Genomic DNA, 18,903 nt, shown 5'->3' with positions numbered 1-18,903 from the left:
CCATGCTTGACGCAAGTCCAACCAAGACCGTCACCTTCAACCTGAACGGCGAAGATGTCACTGTGCCCGAAGGCTGGACCATCTGGGAAGCCGCCAAAGGGCAAGGTTTCACAATTCCGCACCTGTGCCACAAGCCTCAGCCGGGCTACAAACCCGACGGCAACTGCCGCGCTTGTATGGTTGAGGTCGAAGGCGAGCGCACGTTGGTCGCCTCGTGCATCCGTCCTGCGGCGGACGGCATGGTTGTGAAAACCGACAGCGCGCGTGCCGAGAAGTCCCGCGCCATGGTCATGGAACTGCTGGTCGCGGACCAGCCAAAGGAAGCGCACGACACCTCAAGCCATTTCTGGGATATCGCCAAGCTGAACGATGTCAGCGACAGCCGTTTCCCGGCGAAAGAGGCCGAGAAAATCCCGCTGCTGGATGACAGCCACGTCGCGATGCGCGTTAATCTGGATGCCTGCATCAACTGCAACCTCTGCGTCCGCGCTTGCCGCGACGTGCAGGTGAATGACGTGATCGGCATGGCCGGTCGCGGCCACACTGCGCAGGTGGTGTTTGACCAGAACGACCCAATGGGCGCATCAACTTGCGTGGCCTGTGGTGAATGTGTTCAGGCTTGCCCGACCGGTGCGCTGATGCCCGCCACCGTGCTGGACGACCAGCAACTGGGCGATAGCAAAGACTACGACAGCGAAACCGAAAGCGTCTGCCCGTTCTGCGGTGTGGGCTGCAAGGTCTCGCTGAAGGTTAAAGACGGTAAGGTCAAATATGTCGAGGGCATCAACGGCCCCGCAAACGAAGGCCGTTTGTGTGTCAAAGGCCGCTTTGGCTTTGACTACATCCACCACCCGCACCGCCTGACCAAGCCGTTGATCCGGCGCGAAGACGCCCCTGAAAAGGGCCTGAACGTCGATCCATCAGACCTGTCGACCCATTTCCGCGAAGCGACCTGGGAAGAGGCGATGGATCTGGCCGCCACCAAGCTAAAAGCCTTGCGCGACGAAGATCCGCGCAGCGTGGCAGGCTTTGGTTCGGCCAAGTGCACTAACGAAGAAGCTTATCTGTTCCAGAAGTTCATCCGTCAGGGATTCAAGCACAACAATGTCGACCACTGCACCCGTCTGTGCCACGCGTCGTCCGTTGCGGCTCTGATCGAGAACGTCGGCTCGGGTGCTGTGACCGCGACCTTCAACGAGATTGAAAACGCGGATGTGGCGATCATCATCGGGGCGAACCCGATTGAAAATCACCCAGTTGCTGCGACCTATTTCAAGCAATTCACCAAGCGCGGTGGCAAGTTGATCGTGATGGATCCGCGCGGTGTCGGCATGCGCAAATTCGCTGACGAAATGCTGCAATTCCGCCCGGGTGCTGATGTCTCGATGCTCAATGCGATCATGAACGTGATTGTCGAAGAGGAACTCTACGACAGCCAGTACATCCACCGCTGGACCGAGAACTGGGAGGCCGAGAAAGAACATCTGCGCCAGTTCACGCCAGAGGCAATGGCTCCGATCTGTGGCATCGAACCCGATCAGCTACGCCGCGTCGCGCGCACCTTTGCGCAGGCCAAGGCCGGTCTGATCTTTTGGGGCATGGGCGTCAGCCAGCATATCCACGGCACCGACAACTCGCGCTGCCTGATCAGCCTTGCTCTGATGACCGGCAACGTCGGTAAGCCCGGCGCGGGTCTGCACCCGCTGCGGGGTCAGAACAACGTTCAAGGCGCATCTGATGCGGGCCTGATCCCGATGTTCCTGCCAGACTACAAGACGGTCACGGATGACAATATCCGGGCTCAGTTCACCGAGGTCTGGGGCTCGGATGATTTCTCGAATGAGAAGGGCCTGACAGTTACCGAGATCATCGATCAGATCTATGCGCGCAACATCAAGGGTATGTATATTCTGGGCGAAAACCCGGCCATGTCCGACCCGGATGTAAACCACGCCCGCGATGCGTTGGCCAAGCTGGATCTGATGATCGTGCAGGACATTTTCCTGACTGAAACGGCGAACTATGCCGACATCATCCTGCCTGCCTCGGCGCTCTATGAAAAGAACGGCACGGTGTCGAACACCAACCGTCAGGTACAGCGTGTACGTCCTGCCGTGGCACCTCCGGGTGAGGCGCGCGAGGATTGGGCGATCACTGTCGAGTTGGCGCAGCGTATCGGTCTGAACTGGAATTACACAGATGTGTCTCAGGTCTTCAACGAAATGAAGCTAACCATGCAGTCACTGGACAACATCACCTGGGAGCGTCTGGAAACTGAAACGATCACTTACCCGTCGCTCAGCGAAACCGATCCGGGCCAGTCCATCGTGTTTGGCGACGGTTTCCCACGGGCTGATGGTAAGGCCAGGTTCACCCCGGCCAGTATCATCCCACCGGATGAAGCTCCGGATGAAGAGTATCCGATGATAGCCACAACGGGTCGCCAGTTGGAGCATTGGCATACGGGTTCTATGACCCGCCGTGCCACTGTTCTGGATGCGGTAGAGCCGGAAGCGAACTGTTCGATGAATCCGCGTACGCTCAAGCTGATGGGGATCGAACCGGGTGAAATGATCCGTCTGACGACCCGTCGCGGTTCCATCGAGATCATGGTGCGCGCCGACCGTGCAATTGCCGAGGGTATGGTGTTCATCCCGTTTGCCTATGTCGAGGCGGCTGCGAACATGCTGACCAATTCGGCCATCGACCCCTATGGCAAGATCCCCGAGTTCAAGTTCTCGGCGATCAAGGTCGAAAAGATCGAAGACGCCATCGCAGCGGAATAACCTCTGCGCCACTTACTCTTTCGAAAAGGCGGTCTTAGCGGGCCGCCTTTTTCGCGTCTTGACAGCAGCTTACGCGCGGCCAACCCTGTGGCTGTTCTTCTGATGGAGTTGCATATGCCTCGCCGTTTCGTCGATTTGTCCGTTCCGCTGGAAACCGGCATCGTATCGGACCCCCCGATCATGCTGCCCGAGATCGAATACCTGACACATGACCAAACTGCCGAGCAGGTCATGGCCTTTTTCCCCGGTCTTGCGAAAGAAGACCTGCCGGGTGGCGAGGGTTGGGCGCTGGAACGTTTGCAAATCGCGACGCACAACGGCACCCATCTGGACGCGCCCTACCACCACCATTCCACAATGAACAAAGGCGAGAGGGCGATCACCATTGATGAGGTGCCGCTGGAATGGTGCATGAACCCCGGTGTCAAACTGGATTTCCGTCATTTCGAGGATGGCTATGTGGTTACCGCAGCGGATGTCGAGGCCGAACTGAAGCGGATCGGTCATACGCTGAACCCGTTGGATATCGTGGTGGTCAATACGTCTGCAGGGACACAGTATGGCCAACCTGACTATCTGATGAAAGGCTGCGGTATGGGACGTGAGGCGACCTTGTACCTGACAGAACGCGGGGTGCGGGTGACCGGAACAGATGCCTGGAGTTGGGACGCACCCTTCCCGCTGACCGCGCAGGAATATGCAGATACCAAAGACCCCTCGATCATCTGGGAAGGGCACCGCGCCTCGATGGAGATTGGGTATTGCCACATGGAAAAGCTGACCAATTTGGAAACGCTTCCGCCGACAGGGTTTGAAATTTCCTGTTTCCCTTTCAAGATCAAAGGTGCCTCGGCAGGGTTCATCCGCGCCGTTGCGATCTTTGAAGATCCGGACGAGTGAGGACTGTTCAGCCATGTCACAAGATGCACAGCCATTAGGTGGTCATGATGGCCCGTACGATGCGCCTGTTGAAATTCACGAGTTTGCGCTGCAACCAGACTGGATCGATTACAACGGGCATATGAATGTCGGCTACTATGGCGTCGCGTTCGACCTGGCCTTCGAACGGCTGCTTGTCGATCAATTGGGTCTTGGAGAACCTCAGGTGCACGCGTTGGGGCAGGGGCCGTACGTCCTGCAATCCCACATGCAGTTCCTGCGCGAGGTGACCGACGACATGACGATCTATTTCCAGTTTCGATTGTTGGATGCAGATCACAAACGTGGGCACTATTTCGGTCAGATGATCTCGGCCCCCGACCAGACTGTATGTGCCACGCAAGAAGTGCTGTTCATGAATGTCAGCCACAGAACAGGTCGCTCTGAACCCTATCCGGATTGGGCGGTCACTCGGTTGGCACGGATGGTGTCGGATCACGCGTCTTTGCCACCCGCGCCCCAGATTGGGCAGCAGATTGGTATTTGCCGAAAATGACGCCTTAGTAATCGCGTTCGAAGAACACCCCGATGCCGGTTTCGCCGCGGCCATCAACTGTGCCTTTGACGGTAAAGTTGTCAGTCACATCCAAGTTCAGGTTCACTTCGGTGTCACCTTCGGTGTTGACGGTAAAGTCGGTATACAGGTTCTCACCCAGATAGGCGCCAGCCCCCAACCGGCCAGCACCACTTTCCGATGCGCCGACATCAATTGTATCCACGCCGGTGGATTCACGCAGACCCTTGGTTGCGTCGCCACCCGCGCCGCTGAGTTGTGCCAGCGACGCTGCCATCTGTGCGATCAGGAATGGCGATATTTCTGAGAACCGGTTTCCAAACAGCAGCATTGCCAACGCCTCTTCAGCCGGGCGTTCGGGGTTAGAGAACACATCCACTTCAGGTGAATCCAACGGTCCCGCAATCTCAATTGTTGCGGTGCCATCAGAGGTGCTGGCCGAGGATTCGAACTCGATGTAAGGCGTCAAGTCGCCCTGCAGCGTGACGATGCCTTTGGTCAGGGCCAGCCTACGGCCCAGAATGTCGAAATTGCCTCGGATCAATTCGATCTGACCCGATGGAACGACAGCAGCGGTGGTGCCACCGATGAAAATCCGTCCGCCCAGCTCTGCGTTCACGCCCCGCCCACGAACAAACACGGCTTTGGGGGCCAGCAGGCTGATGTCCAGCGCAATTCTGGAATTGCTTTGGCTAGCTTCTTCTGTGACAACCAGCCCCGCGCGTTCACGCGTGACAAAAGCAGAGCGGCTTTCGTTGATATGCTTTATCTCGGGGATTGGGGCTGCGCCGACCGCGCCTGAGGCGGCTGCAAGATTGATGTTTGTTTCGTCGAACGTGATTTGCCCGGCCAGTGAACTGTTTCCGGCCAGTGCCCCGGTCATTGCGATCTGGCCGTTCAAGGTGGTTTCGTAAAGCAACTGATCCGTTAGCACGAGACTGTTCAACGCGGTGGTGATCTGAGCGTTAAACGGAGGCGCGAGGTCAACAGGGCCGCTGACGGTAAAACCACCACCAGCCCGCACACCACCGCTGAGGTTGATGGTTGCACGGCTTTGCGCAAGATCGATCTGACCGCTGATACCGGTGATTGTCTGGCCAGCACCGGGAATGGCAAGTGATGTGCCAGATGTGGTGATCGACCCGCTGAGAGAAGCCAAAGACGGTGCGCCATTCAAGGCCAGGTCGAAACGTGCCGACCCTTCGATCTTGTTGGGCGTTATAAAGATATTTGCAATCCCAAGATTGACACCGCCCTGCGCGGTCAGATCCGCCTGGGTGCTGGTTTCATCAAAGGTTCCGGCTACGGTACTGGTGATGTCAGCCGGCCCTTCGGCTTTGGCGTCGATGGTCCAAAGCCCATTGTCCCGCTTTGCGTTGCCCGAAGCTGCGATGGTGCCCGGGAATTCAGGCACAAACCTTTCGATACGGTTAAACTTTGCGTCGAAATCCAGGTCCGCTGCGCCATTCGTGTCAACTGAACCCGCGACTTTGGCATAAGAGCTGTCAGGCCCCTGCAAATTGGCAGTGCCTTCGAAACCAGTGCTTGTGGGCGCAACGTTTCCATCCAGTTTCAATGGGCCTGTAACGGTTTTAGACAGTCGGCCCAGATCGTCCAGGGCGGCTGTAAAGCTTAACCCTCCGGCGTCGCGGTCGAGTTTGCCGGAAGCCTCTGCCGACAGGGCGGTTCCCTTCAATCGGAAGCTGCGGATATCAAGCCCTTCATCGCCATTCTGCGCATCCACGGTCAAGGTCGTGCGCCCTTGGATCAGTTTGTCAACAGTGTCGATTCCGGTTTTGATATCATTCGCATCAAGACTGCCTTTCACGTCAAAGCTCTTGCTGCCTACAGCACCTTTGCCCGATAGGTCGGTTTTGATCGATCCGGCCAGATCGCGTTTGGCAAGGCCCGAGAACAAAGACAGGTTTGGGACATTCAGGCTGGCTTGTCCATCCACAGCCAACGCATTTGTCGGATCGTCGATCGTAGCTGCCGCTTGGGCCGTTAGGGCGGTTCCGTTCACCTTGGCGTCCCGGATCACGATTTGATCCTGGCTAAGCGCGCCATCAAAGGTAATCTCGGTCCGACCAACAAGCAGGGGGTCGATCTCGGACATACCAGTTTTGATGTCTCGGCTTGTTACGCTGGCGGTGCCGTCGAATTCCAGCGTCTGAACTGCGCCTTTACCGCTCAGCTGTGCCTGTATGGCACCGCCAAGCTCACGATTCGCAAGGCCGGAGAAGATGGAAAGATCCTGGGCATTAACCGTGGCCTGCCCGTCGATGGTCAGGTTGCCGCCGGGGGTCGTCACTGCGCCATCAGCTTGCGCGCGCAGTGTGTCGCCGATCAGGGTGAAGTCCCGGATCGTAATCCCATCTGCACTGCGCTTAGCGTCCATGGTGATTTTGGTGTCGCCGCGAATGACCGGATCGATGTCATCGCGCCCTGTGGACAGGTCATTACCTTCGACCTCGAGCTTGCCATCAAAGCTGCCCTCCAAAGGAGAGCCTTTCCCGACAAGCCGGGCAGAGGCTCGACCGCCAAGCTCCATCTGCGCGAGATCCGAAAACCGTGACAAGTCCGCCGCCTGCAACGTGGCTGTGCCATCTACGGCCAGACCGGTGGACAGGCCGCTGATCACCGCGTCTAGCCCCAGTTCATAATCAGAACCAACCAGCTCCACGCCAGACAGGTTTACCGTTTGATCACTGCCATAGGCGAACACACCATCCAGCGTGACGCGCTCGCCCACGGCTGCGTTCAGCGCATCGTCAGCCAGGTCGATGCCGTCCAGAGCAGCCTGAAGATCGCCATCCAGTTGCAGGGCCGATCCCTGTTCCAGCGTCCCCTGTGCCGAGATCTGCGCGCGTTGCAAATCGATCTGTGGCGTCTTGATACCGTTGGCCGTCAAACTCAGATCCCACAGGTTGCCGTTTTTCTCGTCAAACAGCGCTGAAATCTGTGCCGCCTCAATAGATGTTTCGCCGCCCGAAACCGGCAAAACCACGCTTTGCCCTTCCGGCGGCGTGATCCGCCCCTGCAAAGCGGCCAATTGCAGTTGGCCACCAGCAGCGAGTTGCAGTTCACCTTCGAGGTTCAGCGCTTGCGATGTCAGCTCAAGGTCACTGATGTTCAGCGCGCCATCCGGCTCGGTTCGACCGTCCACGAACAACTGTGTTTTGGTGCCGAAAAACGTATCCATGTTGTCGGCGACAAAGGGTGTTAGATCACCGCCCAGATCGGCGGTAAAGGCAATGCCTTCATCTGCGCTTGCCGCAGCGTTCGGGGCTGAACGGAGTCGGACCTGCCCGGTCACACGCGGCTGGCCATCGCTGCTGAGACCAATATCGGCGGTGAAGTCGCTTACTGGCCCAGACCCTTTTGCGGTCAACCCAATGGGTGGGCTGTCTGGGATCTTGAGAGCCGTCGAAATCAGGCCGCCCGCTGCCTCGGTCACTTGTAGGTCAAGATCGATCTGGCTGTCGGCGTTCTGAAATCCTGCGCTTAGCTTGATTTCGTCCCCGGCGCGGTCCAGGCGCGTGATATCAAGATTGGTGTCCAGCGTACCATCCGCCAACGACAGGTTACCATTCACTGCCAACTCTGCCGCAACGCCGATCAGCGGCTCGCCCAGAGACAGTTCGCTGATGCTGATTTCACCGATTTCAATGGCGACGGGAAGTTCGGGCAGTTGAAAGGCTTGCGTTTCGGCTGCTGGGGGCGGCGTATCTTTGGTGGTTGTGCCCGGGGTGCGGGCGATGTCAATTTCCTGTGCAGTCAAGGCGTTGACGGAAAACCGGCCACGGATCAATGCCAGTCGGTTCCAGTCCAGCACGGCATCCTTAATGGTCAGCCAGACCCCCTCGTCATCGGCAACAGTGATCTCGTCGATTGTAGCCCGCGAACTCAGCGCGCCTTGCAGACCCGAGACCGTCACGTTTTGATCGTCTCCTGACAGCGTGTCCTGCAGGAACCTTTCGATCATGCTGCCGCCTTCATCCTCCTGCGCCAGTCCGGCGACAGGTGCAAACGTCAGCGTTCCGATCAACAGAGTATATGAAAGGTGACGTTTCAAAATGCCTGTCCGATCCCGATGTAAAACTGCAGGCCGTCCCCGGTGGGGCCACTCACCGGATAGGCGAGATCAAGTCGTAAAGGTCCAAATCCGCCCAGATCATATCTTACGCCTATACCGGCGCCGGCGTGATCTTCTGCACCGCTGCCAATGAACGAGGACGTATCGACAACACCGTAGTCATAAAACCCGACCAGTGACAGGCTCTCAGTGATCTTGCCGCGGATTTCGCCAGACAAACCGATAAACGACTTGCCGCCTGCGATGCCGGTTCCGACTGGAATGCCAAGGCTTTCGAAGGGTTGCCCGCGAACAGTGCCCGCGCCGCCCGAGAAGAACAGAAAATCGGGCGTTACGCCATCTGCAGGCGGGCCGATGACTGAGCCCAATTGTGCCCGCCCGGCCAGAACGATCCGACCGCTGGTTCCTAGGCTTGTATAAGCCCGGCCATCAAAGAACAGGCGGATACCGGTGTCCGTTCCGGAAATTCCGACAAAGGGCATGACTTGCGAATCCAAATAAAACCCCCGCGTGGCGCTTACTTTGCTGTCGCGTTGGTCCCATTCAGATCGGAAGGGCAGGATGAAATACCTGAACTTGCGACCGCTGCCATAGGCGTCATCGGCGTTTGAAAGTTGAAATCCGGCGGACGCCTCGGCATACAAATTGTCGGAAAAGGTGCGGCGTGCACCATAGGCCAAGGACGCAACCGATACATTGTAGTTTTCCGTGTTGCGCCGTTCCAGCAATGCGCTCCAGAACGTGTTGTCGTCCGGCCCGAGGCGATCCGGTTGATCCAGGCGTAACCCGATCCGGCCATCGATATCCTCGGCCCCGCCGATATTGCGTATCGCCGCTTCAAAGCGCAAACGCTCGGCACGTTTGAACATGTTGCGATGGGTCCAAGTCGCGGTGACGTCAACGCCATCGCGCGAGGCCAGTTCGACCCCGAAGGTCAACCGTCGCTTGGGCAGGTCCTCGAACGTGGCATCGAAGTCCAGCGTTCCATCCGGGTTTGGTGTCTCGCGCTCTTGAAGCGAGACGACGTTGAACGTGCCGGTGCGGCGCAGACGCGTTCCGACCTTTTGGATCTTTTCAGGCGAATAAACCTCGCCACTTGGGAAACCAGCGATCTTTTCGATGGATCTGTGGCGCACATCTGTGTCGCCCTTGATGAACATCTTGCCAAATGTCAGCCTGCGCCCCGGCTCCAGAGTGACTTGAGCGTCCAGCTGCGCCTGTGAATGACGCGCGATGACGGTTTGCCCAGCGACCCCGGCCTTTGCATGGCCTGCATCCCGCCATCCTTGCACACCGGCCGAAGTGGCCTGCTGAATGGCGCCTGTTGTGGCCAGTTTGCCGGTGGCAAACTCTTCCGGAAGAACGGTTTCAGGGGCCAGTGGTTGCACTGTGGCAGTGCCAAATTTAAAGCTGGGTCCAGTCTCAACCGTAATTGCTGCTCGGTCGATTTTGGCAGGCACGGTCAACGAACTTATCTCGGCGGCTTCCTGACCGTCTAATTTGATGCTGACGACAGGGCTGAAATACCCCTCATCATAAAGAATCTGCACAATTGTGCGGTAATCCGACAGCGCGGCGGAAAGGATTTCAAGCGGGGTGTCCAGGCCGCGCTCTTCTGCGGTGGTGACGGATGACGTCTCTGTCAGGCGATCCACCAGCTCCTTGGACGCACCTGGTGCAATCAGAGAGGTTTCCAATGCCAGTGACACGTTTGGAGCCAACGCCACAACAGCGACACTCAGCCAGCGCCTCAGACGGCCTTGCGGCTTGCACCTTTGCATGAATTGCCCCAAATGTCCCAGTTCCAAATATCATACACCGCGTTTGCCACGGTCCTTTGCATTCAGGTTAGAGCATCTGAATGCGATCTGGGAAAGAGATTATTCGCCTGACGCGAATTTTTGGGGCAAATTGCGTTTGTGCTGCAGTCCGGCGTTACGCACCCATCGGATGATGGCCTGGCGGTCTTCGGGTTCCATATAAGTTACGTTTGCCGGAGGCATCGCGTGGGTCACGCCCGCCTGCAAATAGATTTGATTTGCATTTCTGGCGATGTCGGCCTCGGTTTCCAAAAGCACACCCTTGGGGGCCCAAAGAATGCCCTCCCAGACCGGCTCGCGCGCGTGGCACATTGAACAACGCCCAAGAACAATGTCATGGGCGTCTTCGAACCCGTCTGCATCCGCAAATTTCTGTTCGTACGGCGTTAGGGACTGTGCCTCTGCCTCTTCCAGCGGCTGGTACATCGGGGCCGTCGACAGCCACATGATCGCAATGAACAGCAGCGCCGTGGCCAACCACGTCCAGGTCGGATTGCCAGCCCGGGCATGGCGGGTGTTGAAATAGTGCCGAATGGTGACACCCATCAGGAACACAAGTGCGGCGATGATCCAGTTGTATTCCGTCGCGAACGCCAGCGGGTAGTGGTTCGACAGCATCAGGAACAGGACGGGCAAAGTCAGGTAGTTGTTGTGCGTCGAGCGCAGCTTGGCGATCTTGCCGTATTTCGGATCCGGTGTGCGCCCGTTTTTCAGATCATCCACCACAATGCGTTGATTGGGCATGATGATGAAGAACACGTTTGCCGTCATGATCGTGGCGGTGAACGCGCCCAGATGCAGCATCATCGCACGCCCGGTGAAGATCTGGTTGTAGCCCCAACCCATCGCGACCAGCAGCACGAACAGCAAAACCATCAGCAAAGTAGGGCGTTCCCCAAGCCCGGACTTGCACAGAAAATCATAGACCAGCCATCCAACGGTCAGCGAGGCTGCCGAGATCAGAATGCCTTGCCAAAGGGCCAGATCGGCCTTTTCCGCATCGATCAGATACAGCTCTCCTCCAACCCAGTAGACGATCATCAGCAGCGCTGCACCGCTGAGCCAGGTTGAATAGCTTTCCCATTTGAACCAGGTCAGGTGATCGGGCATCCGTTCAGGGGCAACCAGATACTTTTGGATATGGTAGAAGCCGCCGCCATGCACCTGCCATTCCTCGCCATCCGCCGGACCCGGAATATTGCGGTTCAGCCCCAGGTCCAACGCTATGAAATAAAATGAGGATCCGATCCAGGCCATTGCGGTGATCACGTGCAACCAGCGCACGGCAAACGCCATCCAGTCCCAGAACACGGCAAAGTCGTACATGTCAGAGGTCTCCGATTGGTTGCCACCACACTAGGCAAACAGGCTTTTCTTCGGTATTCCCGTATATTGTCAAACTGTATCAAAAAAAACGAAAAGATGTCCTATCTCGACAATATCCGCACCTTTGTCAGGGTCTACGATCTGGGCAGCATGTCCGCTGCGGGGCGCGACCTGAGAATATCTCCGGCCGTGACTTCGGCGCGGATTTCTCAGCTCGAGGATCACTTGGGTGTACGCCTGTTTCAGCGCACGACACGCAATCTGTCTCCGACCGAGCAAGGCAAAGCGTTTTATCCCGGTGCGGTTGCGGTTCTGGACGCGGTGGATGATGCCGAGGCTAAGGTGACCCATCTGACCGAAGCCCCACGTGGATCATTGTTTGCGGCGGCGCCGCTGGGGGTGGGTCGCCGACTGCTGGCACCGCATGTTCCTGATTTTCTGGCGGAATACCCCGAAGTTGACGTGCGATTGCGCTTGACGGATCGGTCCGTCGATTTGACAACCGAAGGGCTGGATCTGGCATTCTTTATTGGCCAACCCGAAGACAGCACCCTGCGCATCCGTAAGATCGCAGATTGTCAGCGGGTGCTTTGTGCCGCCCCCGACTATGTGTCGCGTCGTGGAATGCCAACAACCGGGGCTGATCTGGTCGCCGACAAACATGAATGCCTGAACCTGCGCTTTCCGGGAGCGGCTGAGTTTCAATGGATGCTGGAAACCCCCGAGGGACCGAAACGATTTGCGGTGTCGGGTCGGTTTGAATGTGATGATGGAGACGTGCTGACAGATTGGGCTTTGTCAGGGCAAGGGATTGCAATGAAACCCGTTTTTGAGGTCGCCGAACACCTCAAATCAGGGCGTCTTGTTCCGGTTGCAACCGCAACACCACCGGTTCCCGTGCAAATGGCCTGTCTTTACACCCACCGGCGACATCAAGACCCGAAAGCACGCTTATTTATGGATTTCATGATCGAACGGATCGGAAAAATCGTTCGAAGCGCCAAGCTCCCAGCCTAAGAGCCGCCCCCGGCTCAATTAACTCCCACGATAGGTCGAATAGCCATAGGGCGATAGCAGAAGCGGGACATGGTAATGTGCTTCTGCGTCGGACATGCCGAACCGGATAGGAACCTGATCCAAAAACAAGGGGTCGTCTCCGTCCTGACCTGTTGCACGCAGGTAATCGCCTGCAAAGAAAATCAGTTCGTAAGTGCCTGTTTTAAATGCGTCCTGCGGCAATATCGGGCTGTCGGTACGGCCATCCGCGTTGGTTTCCATCTCAACCAGTTTTCGATGAGAGTTTCCGGACACGCTGTAAAGCGCGATTTTCAACCCCTCGGCAGGGCAGCCACGTGCGGTATCCAGAACATGGGTTGTCAAATAGCCAGCCACGGGTCTCTCCTAACATGTGCCTTTTGATATTTGACAGTCTGGCGCAAAGTTCGAAACAGTTGAAATGCCGAAAGAACCGGAAACAGCGTTCGGATTGATTTGATAATCAACTGCTGCGTTCTGGGGTAAGTCTGTTGGAAACGGAAATAGAAATGGACCATACCATGCAGCCGCCGCGTTACCCCCGGGACATGATCGGATACGGAGCACACCCTCCGCAGGCGAAATGGCCGGGCGGGGCCAAGTTGGCCGTTCAGATTGTGCTGAACTATGAAGAGGGTGGCGAAAACTGCGTGCTGCACGGCGATGACGCGTCCGAGGCGTTTTTGTCCGAGATCGTGGGGGCCGCGCAATGGCCAGGTCAGCGGCACTGGAATATGGAATCGATCTATGAATACGGCGCGCGCGCCGGTTTCTGGCGTTTGCATCGGCTGATGAAGGATCTTCCGATCACGGTTTTTGGCGTGGCCACATCTCTGGCGCGTTCGCCCGATCAGGTGGCGGCGATGAAATCCGCTGGTTGGGAGATCGCCAGCCACGGTCTCAAGTGGGTCGAACACAAAGATATGACCCCGGACGAAGAACGCGCACAAATAGCCGAGGCCATACGTCTGCACACAGAAGTTGTCGGTGACCGCCCGCGCGGGTGGTATACCGGGCGCTGTTCTGAAAACACGGTGCGTCTGGTCGCGGAAGAGGGCGGGTTTGCCTATGTCGCCGACACCTATGCGGACGATCTTCCTTATTGGTTGCAGACAGGTGGGCGGGATCAGTTGATCGTGCCATACACACTGGATTGCAACGACATGCGTTTTGCCACCCCGCAGGGGTTCAATTCGGGTGATCAGTTCTTCGCGTACCTGAAAGACAGTTTTGATGCACTGTACGCTGAGGGTGAGGCGGGCGTTCCCAAGATGCTCTCGATCGGTTTGCATTGCCGCCTGATTGGCCGACCGGGGCGTGTGATGGCGCTGAAACGGTTCTTGGACTATGCACGGGGATTTGCCGATGTCTGGTTCGCAACGCGATTGCAAATCGCGCAACATTGGGCAACCTCCCATCCGCCGGTGCATCGCGTGCGTCCGTCACAGATGGACCGCACCGCGTTTGTCGAGGCATTTGGCGGTGTTTTTGAGCATTCGGCCTGGATTGCTGACCGCGCCTTTGATCTGGAGCTGGGCCCGGCACATGACACCGCAGGCGGGTTGCACAACGCGCTGACGCGCATGTTCCGTTCGGCTTCAGAAGACGAGCGTTTGGGCGTTCTGACCGCGCATCCGGATCTGGCGGGCAAGCTGGCGCAGGCCAAGCGGCTGACACAGGAAAGCACGTCTGAACAGGCGTCAGCGGGTTTGGACGCACTGACCGATGCCGAGCGTGAGGCGTTTACCGATCTGAACCAGCGCTACACGCAGGCATTCGGGTTCCCTTTCATAATTGCGGTACGGGACCATAACAAAGCGTCGATCCTCGAAGCCTTTCAGCGACGCATTGAACAGGATCGCACAACGGAATTTGCCGAAGCCTGCCGTCAGGTTGAACGGATCGCCGAGTTTCGTCTGAGGGATGTGTTGCCCGCATGACCCGGCAGATCGTGACAGAAATAATCTCGGCAGACGCATTTGCCCCTTTTGGCGATTTGATCGAGGCGTCTGGACCGCCCGACAAGATCATCAACCAAGGGCAATGCGGGCGGTTTCACGACCGCGCGCGGTTGGATTTTTCTGATGGTCGGGCTGGGCTGAGCCTGTTCAACGCCAACCCCCGTTCATTGCCCTACACGCTTGAGATGGTCGAGCGCCATCCGGATGGCAGTCAGGCTTTCATTCCCATGACGCATCAGCCTTTTCTGGTGGTCGTCGCGGCAGACAATGCCGGGGAACCGGGCGTTCCGCGCGCGTTCATAACCAAGCCGGGCCAGATGGTGAATTACCACCGCGGTACATGGCATGGCGTTCTGACACCTCTACATGGCCCGGGTCTATTTGCGGTGGTGGACAGGATCGGCACCGGATCAAATCTGGAAGAACACTGGTTCGACACACCCTATGAGGTGGTGCCGAAACCCAACGAAGCCGCGGGATAAGCGGCAATACCCCCGTGAACTCTGACTGAGAGGACAGTGCCCATGGCCGAAACTTCAATTGGAACACCCGAACAGCTTCGGGATCCGAATTTCACACCCGCGCTGCACAAGGCGATTCCACTGGGTATTCAGCACGTTCTGGCGATGTTCGTCTCAAACGTGACACCTGCAATCATTGTCGCTGGCGCAGCTGGGTTTGGGTTTGGTTCGAACTCGCCTGATTTCCCAGAGCTTTTGTACTTGATCCAGATGTCGATGCTATTTGCCGGCGTGGCAACGTTGTTGCAGACGGTCACTGTGGGTCCGGTTGGGGCAGCGTTGCCGATTGTTCAGGGAACAAGTTTCGCCTTTCTGCCGATCATGATCCCTCTTGTGGCGGGCAAAGGGGTCGACGGGTTGGCAGCTTTGTTCGGGGGCGTGATCATCGGCGGTGTGTTCCATGCCTGTCTGGGGGCTGTCATCGGGAAGATACGCTTCGCTCTGCCGCCGCTGGTGACCGGTCTTGTGGTCACAATGATCGGTCTGGCGTTGGTCAAGGTTGGCATCCAGTACGCTGCTGGAGGGGTTCCGGCGATCGGCACACCAGAATACGGGTCAATGCTGAACTGGTCAGCGGCGATGGTCGTTGTTGTTGTAACGCTTGCGTTGAAATTCTTCGCCAGGGGTATGCTTTCAGTTTCAGCAGTCCTGATTGGTCTGGCGGTTGGATACCTTTACGCATTGATGGTCGGAATGGTGACCTTTGAAGCGATTGGTGCAAGCTGGGGTCGCGCTTCGGCGTTTGCTCTGCCTGTTCCGTTTAAATACGGGTTTGAATTCTCATTTGCAGCTGTGATCGGTTTCTGCCTCATGGCTTTTGTGTCTGCCATCGAAACTGTTGGCGATGTTTCGGGCGTGACCAAAGGTGGTGCAGGTCGAGAAGCGACAGATGAAGAAATCTCGGGTGCTACTTACGCCGATGGTTTCGGTTCAGCGCTGGCCGGTGTATTCGGCGGATTGCCCAACACGTCGTTCAGCCAAAATGTCGGTCTGATCGCGATGACCGGCGTGATGAGCCGCCATGTCGTGACCATTGGTGCCTTGTTCCTGATCCTGTGCGGGTTGGTTCCCAAGGTCGGTGCAATCATCCGGACCATTCCAATTGAGGTGTTGGGCGGGGGCGTCATCGTCATGTTCGGGATGGTTGTGGCTGCGGGTATTTCGATGCTGTCTGACGTCGACTGGAACCGTCGCAATATGGTGATTTTTGCAATCTCGCTTTCCATCGGATTCGGGTTGCAGCTTGAACCCGATGCAGTTCAGCACTTGCCGGACACGCTGGGTATCCTGATGAAAAGTGGGTTGTTGCCTGCGGCGGTTATTGCCATCGTACTCAATCTCGTTCTGCCGGAAGAGCTTACGGACGAGGCCACAGAAGAAGTATCTGGTGGGATGTCCGGGCACGGTTCCGGTAGTTTGTCGGGGCACAAATAACCAAGCCGACGCCGGATCGCACACGCAATTGCGGGGCGCGGTCCGGCTATTGGGCAGCCATAAGGCGGGCCACGTCCAGCATGCGCGTCGAGAAACCCCATTCATTGTCGTACCAGCCAAAGACCCTCACCTGGTTTTCACCGACCATTCGGGTTTCAGTGCCGGCGATGACTAGAGATTCCGAGCGTGCGCGAAGGTCGGACGAGACCAGCGGCATGTCTGTCCAGCCAAGGACCGGGGATGCAGCAACGGCCTCTTTCAGCGCCTCTTCAAAGGCATCCGCGCTCAGGCCCCGTTCCAGTGTCACTATTAGGTCCACGGCAGACACACTTGCTGTAGGAACGCGGACAGCCGCCCCAGAGATGCGCCCGGCCAGATGCGGCAGAACGACGTCTATCAAGTGCATGGCGCTCGATGTGGTGGGCACCATCGATAGGGCACCTGCACGTGAGCGGGCGAGGTCGCCGCGCGGGGCGTCTACCATGGGCTGACTATTGGTGTAGCAGTGGATTGTCGTCATGTGCCCTGCCGCAACACCGCCGATATCGTCGATGACCTTGACCAGCGGCACCAACCCATTGGTAGTGCAGGACGCGTTTGAAACGATCCGGGCGCTTCCCAATTGCTCCTCGTTGGCTCCGAGAACAATGGTGACATCGGCAGCGGGCGAAGGACCCGAGATCAGGACTTTGCCAGCCCCTGCGGTCAGACCACGGCGCGCAACGTCAGAGCTGCGGGCAATGCCTGTACAATCCAGCATCACATCCACGCCCGATAGATCAACGCGAGTCAGATCGGCACTGTGCGTCATTGGGATCGTCCGCCTATCCACAATCAGCGCGGCATCCCCTTGGGACACATCGCCCGGGTAGGGGCCGAACGTGCTGTCGTATTTGAACAGGTAGGCGCAGGTTTCCAGCGGTGCGATGTCATTGATCAGCACCAGCTCGATATCTGACCCCTCCGGCAGGGCCAGAACCTGCCGCAGGATCGTACGGCCGATACGGCCGAATCCGTTAATCGCGAGTTTCATGCGCAAGCTATGGCAGGGTGGTCGGACGACCTCAATGCCCTAACTGACGTTCTGTCAGTTGCAGCTGACCTGGGAAAAGAACTGGCCCGAGATGTTCTGATACATGCTGGCCACGATCGGTTTGCACCCGGTTGCCTGCTGAATGGCGGCGATGGCCTGAAGCGTGCGCAAACGTGGCGGGGGGCCAAACGGGTTGAGGTTGTTGTTGTCACGCGTGGCGCGGTACACAACCGGCGCGTCAGAGACCTGTGTCACCGCCCAGGTGCGGCTCATGACGAACACGGACTTGGTCTCTTCCTTGGCGGAAAGGGGCGAGGTGAAAAGGGTCGCAGATGCGGCGAATGCGGCGATGGCCAGCAGGGCAGGGCGCAGTTTCATGGAACAATCTCCAATGCTTAAAATCAGAATTTGCTTGGATTTCAGCAAATTCCGGCGCGCGTGTGAAGCCCCGAAGCCACAAATTCACGGGACACCTTTGCGAGCCACCTGTTTACCTTAGGGCAAAGACAACGGCATGTGCCGATTGACGTCCTTATACAGCAGATACCGGAATCGCCCCGGACCACCTGCATAACAGGCTTGCGGGCAGAAGGCGCGCAACCACATGTAATCGCCCGCTTCAACCTCGACCCAGTCCTGATTGAGGCGATAGACGGCTTTGCCTTCCAGCACATAGAGCCCGTGCTCCATCACATGGGTCTCGGCAAACGGGATGACCCCGCCGGGTTCGAAATTGACGATGTTCACATGCATGTCATGGCGCAGGTCCTGAGGGTCGGCAAACCGCGTGGTCGACCAGCGGCCCTGTGTTCCCGGCATTTCGACCGGTGTCACGTCTCGCTCGTTGGTTATGATCGGATCGGGCAAAGGCAGCCCGGGCACCGACTGATAGGCTTTGCGGACCCAATGGAACCGGGCGACTGCGTCACCCGTGTTGTGCAATGCCCAGTCGCTTCCCGGTGGAATATAGGCATACCCCCCTGTTTCCAATACATGTTTTTCGGCATTCAGGGTTAAGGTGACAGCCCCCTCGACCACAAAGAGAACGGCCTGGGCCTGTGCTTCGGTTTCAGGCTGGTCGCTGCCACCGCCGGGTTGTACCTCCATGATGTATTGCGAGAACGTTTCGGCGAAACCACTGAGCGGACGCGACAGAACCCACAGGCGCGTGCCTTCCCAGAAAGGCAGGGAGCTGGTGACGATGTCGCGCATCGTGCCTTTGGGAATGACCGCATAAGCGTCCGTGAACATGGCGCGGTCGGTCAACAGTTGGTCCTGACCGGGATGGCCCCCGGTTGGGGCAAAATAGGTTGGGTTGGTCATCATGAGCCTCTGGGTCGTTTGTACGGCACTATGGGCGCAAAGACCGTGCGCAGATAGGTCCACCGGCGCGATAGGTTTGTTCGGGATAATTTGAAGGTCGACGTCAGGGGCTTGG

General features: G+C 57.7%; 14 protein-coding genes. 7 read left to right on the top strand and 7 right to left on the bottom strand.

Translation table 11 applies throughout. The annotated features are described in order from the left end of the window. Window positions 1–2: 2 nt before the first annotated feature. The 3 genes from fdhF to GOV85_RS11210 all read left to right on the top strand — a co-directional run bounded on the left by fdhF (window position 3) and on the right by GOV85_RS11210 (window position 4,221). Window positions 3–2,786 (top strand): formate dehydrogenase subunit alpha, encoded by a 2,784-nt coding sequence (gene fdhF, locus GOV85_RS11220; RefSeq protein ID WP_171178048.1) that lies wholly within the window; start codon window positions 3–5, stop codon window positions 2,784–2,786. Between the two features lie 114 nt (window positions 2,787–2,900). Then, window positions 2,901–3,686 carry a cyclase family protein gene (locus GOV85_RS11215; protein WP_171178045.1) on the top strand — a complete coding sequence of 262 codons (786 nt, stop codon included), beginning with the start codon at window positions 2,901–2,903 and terminating at the stop codon, window positions 3,684–3,686. A gap of 13 nt (window positions 3,687–3,699) precedes the next feature. Continuing rightward, window positions 3,700–4,221 (top strand): thioesterase family protein, encoded by a 522-nt coding sequence (locus GOV85_RS11210; protein WP_171178043.1) that lies wholly within the window; start codon window positions 3,700–3,702, stop codon window positions 4,219–4,221. A gap of 4 nt (window positions 4,222–4,225) precedes the next feature. On the opposite strand, the gene GOV85_RS11205 is transcribed toward GOV85_RS11210, so the two are convergent. The 3 genes from GOV85_RS11205 to GOV85_RS11195 all read right to left on the bottom strand — a co-directional run bounded on the left by GOV85_RS11205 (window position 4,226) and on the right by GOV85_RS11195 (window position 11,481). Beyond that, window positions 4,226–8,314 (bottom strand): translocation/assembly module TamB domain-containing protein, encoded by a 4,089-nt coding sequence (locus GOV85_RS11205; protein ID WP_253282787.1) that lies wholly within the window; start codon window positions 8,312–8,314, stop codon window positions 4,226–4,228. After that, window positions 8,311–10,116: an autotransporter assembly complex family protein gene (locus tag GOV85_RS11200; protein WP_171178041.1), complete on the bottom strand. Its 1,806-nt coding sequence runs from the start codon at window positions 10,114–10,116 to the stop codon at window positions 8,311–8,313. The genes GOV85_RS11205 and GOV85_RS11200 overlap by 4 nt, the downstream gene beginning before the upstream one ends. A gap of 99 nt (window positions 10,117–10,215) precedes the next feature. Beyond that, window positions 10,216–11,481 carry a urate hydroxylase PuuD gene (locus GOV85_RS11195; RefSeq protein ID WP_171178039.1) on the bottom strand — a complete coding sequence of 422 codons (1,266 nt, stop codon included), beginning with the start codon at window positions 11,479–11,481 and terminating at the stop codon, window positions 10,216–10,218. 96 nt (window positions 11,482–11,577) lie between these two features. On the opposite strand from GOV85_RS11195, the gene GOV85_RS11190 reads away from it, so the two are divergent. Next, window positions 11,578–12,498: a LysR family transcriptional regulator gene (locus GOV85_RS11190; protein WP_171178037.1), complete on the top strand. Its 921-nt coding sequence runs from the start codon at window positions 11,578–11,580 to the stop codon at window positions 12,496–12,498. 18 nt (window positions 12,499–12,516) lie between these two features. On the opposite strand, the gene uraH is transcribed toward GOV85_RS11190, so the two are convergent. After that, window positions 12,517–12,873, bottom strand: a complete 357-nt coding sequence (uraH, locus tag GOV85_RS11185; RefSeq protein ID WP_171094280.1) for a hydroxyisourate hydrolase — start codon at window positions 12,871–12,873, stop codon at window positions 12,517–12,519. Between the two features lie 164 nt (window positions 12,874–13,037). Here uraH and puuE point away from each other — a divergent pair, with 164 nt between their 5' ends. Genes puuE through GOV85_RS11170 form a run of 3 tightly spaced genes read left to right on the top strand, consistent with a single transcriptional unit; the run spans window position 13,038 to window position 16,432 of the window. Beyond that, window positions 13,038–14,456, top strand: a complete 1,419-nt coding sequence (gene puuE / locus GOV85_RS11180; protein WP_171178109.1) for an allantoinase PuuE — start codon at window positions 13,038–13,040, stop codon at window positions 14,454–14,456. Then, a complete protein-coding gene (locus GOV85_RS11175; protein WP_171178035.1) occupies window positions 14,453–14,959 on the top strand; it encodes an ureidoglycolate lyase in 507 nt (168 codons plus the stop codon). Before puuE ends, GOV85_RS11175 begins: the two co-directional genes overlap by 4 nt. Window positions 14,960–15,001: 42 nt before the next feature. Then, window positions 15,002–16,432 (top strand): uracil-xanthine permease family protein, encoded by a 1,431-nt coding sequence (locus tag GOV85_RS11170; RefSeq protein ID WP_171178033.1) that lies wholly within the window; start codon window positions 15,002–15,004, stop codon window positions 16,430–16,432. 46 nt (window positions 16,433–16,478) lie between these two features. On the opposite strand, the gene GOV85_RS11165 is transcribed toward GOV85_RS11170, so the two are convergent. From GOV85_RS11165 to GOV85_RS11155, 3 genes are all read right to left on the bottom strand, one after another. Beyond that, on the bottom strand, window positions 16,479–17,465 hold the full coding sequence (locus tag GOV85_RS11165; protein WP_171178031.1) for a type I glyceraldehyde-3-phosphate dehydrogenase: 987 nt from the start codon (window positions 17,463–17,465) through the stop codon (window positions 16,479–16,481). A 54-nt stretch (window positions 17,466–17,519) separates the two neighbouring features. After that, a complete protein-coding gene (locus GOV85_RS11160; RefSeq protein ID WP_171178029.1) occupies window positions 17,520–17,843 on the bottom strand; it encodes a hypothetical protein in 324 nt (107 codons plus the stop codon). 117 nt (window positions 17,844–17,960) lie between these two features. After that, window positions 17,961–18,788: a bifunctional allantoicase/(S)-ureidoglycine aminohydrolase gene (locus tag GOV85_RS11155; protein ID WP_171178027.1), complete on the bottom strand. Its 828-nt coding sequence runs from the start codon at window positions 18,786–18,788 to the stop codon at window positions 17,961–17,963. Between the last annotated feature and the right edge of the window lie 115 nt (window positions 18,789–18,903).

This window comes from Ruegeria sp. HKCCA4633 (assembly GCF_013034605.1).
GTDB lineage: Bacteria > Pseudomonadota > Alphaproteobacteria > Rhodobacterales > Rhodobacteraceae > Ruegeria.
The sequence above is the reverse complement of the archived record's forward strand: the minus strand, read 5'-3'. Positions and strand labels throughout refer to the sequence as shown.

Bases quoted from the DNA above. Each gene is read 5' to 3' on its own strand.
- GOV85_RS11195 (WP_171178039.1), bottom strand. From the start codon at position 11,481: ATGTACGACTTTGCCGTGTTCTGGGACTGGATGGCGTTTGCCGTGCGC.
- GOV85_RS11210 (WP_171178043.1), top strand. From the start codon at position 3,700: ATGTCACAAGATGCACAGCCATTAGGTGGTCATGATGGCCCGTACGAT.
- GOV85_RS11175 (WP_171178035.1), top strand. From the start codon at position 14,453: ATGACCCGGCAGATCGTGACAGAAATAATCTCGGCAGACGCATTTGCC.
- GOV85_RS11190 (WP_171178037.1), top strand. From the start codon at position 11,578: ATGTCCTATCTCGACAATATCCGCACCTTTGTCAGGGTCTACGATCTG.
- GOV85_RS11200 (WP_171178041.1), bottom strand. From the start codon at position 10,116: ATGCAAAGGTGCAAGCCGCAAGGCCGTCTGAGGCGCTGGCTGAGTGTC.
- fdhF (WP_171178048.1), top strand. From the start codon at position 3: ATGCTTGACGCAAGTCCAACCAAGACCGTCACCTTCAACCTGAACGGC.
- GOV85_RS11215 (WP_171178045.1), top strand. From the start codon at position 2,901: ATGCCTCGCCGTTTCGTCGATTTGTCCGTTCCGCTGGAAACCGGCATC.
- puuE (WP_171178109.1), top strand. From the start codon at position 13,038: ATGCAGCCGCCGCGTTACCCCCGGGACATGATCGGATACGGAGCACAC.
- GOV85_RS11160 (WP_171178029.1), bottom strand. From the start codon at position 17,843: ATGAAACTGCGCCCTGCCCTGCTGGCCATCGCCGCATTCGCCGCATCT.
- GOV85_RS11170 (WP_171178033.1), top strand. From the start codon at position 15,002: ATGGCCGAAACTTCAATTGGAACACCCGAACAGCTTCGGGATCCGAAT.
- GOV85_RS11155 (WP_171178027.1), bottom strand. From the start codon at position 18,788: ATGACCAACCCAACCTATTTTGCCCCAACCGGGGGCCATCCCGGTCAG.
- GOV85_RS11165 (WP_171178031.1), bottom strand. From the start codon at position 17,465: ATGAAACTCGCGATTAACGGATTCGGCCGTATCGGCCGTACGATCCTG.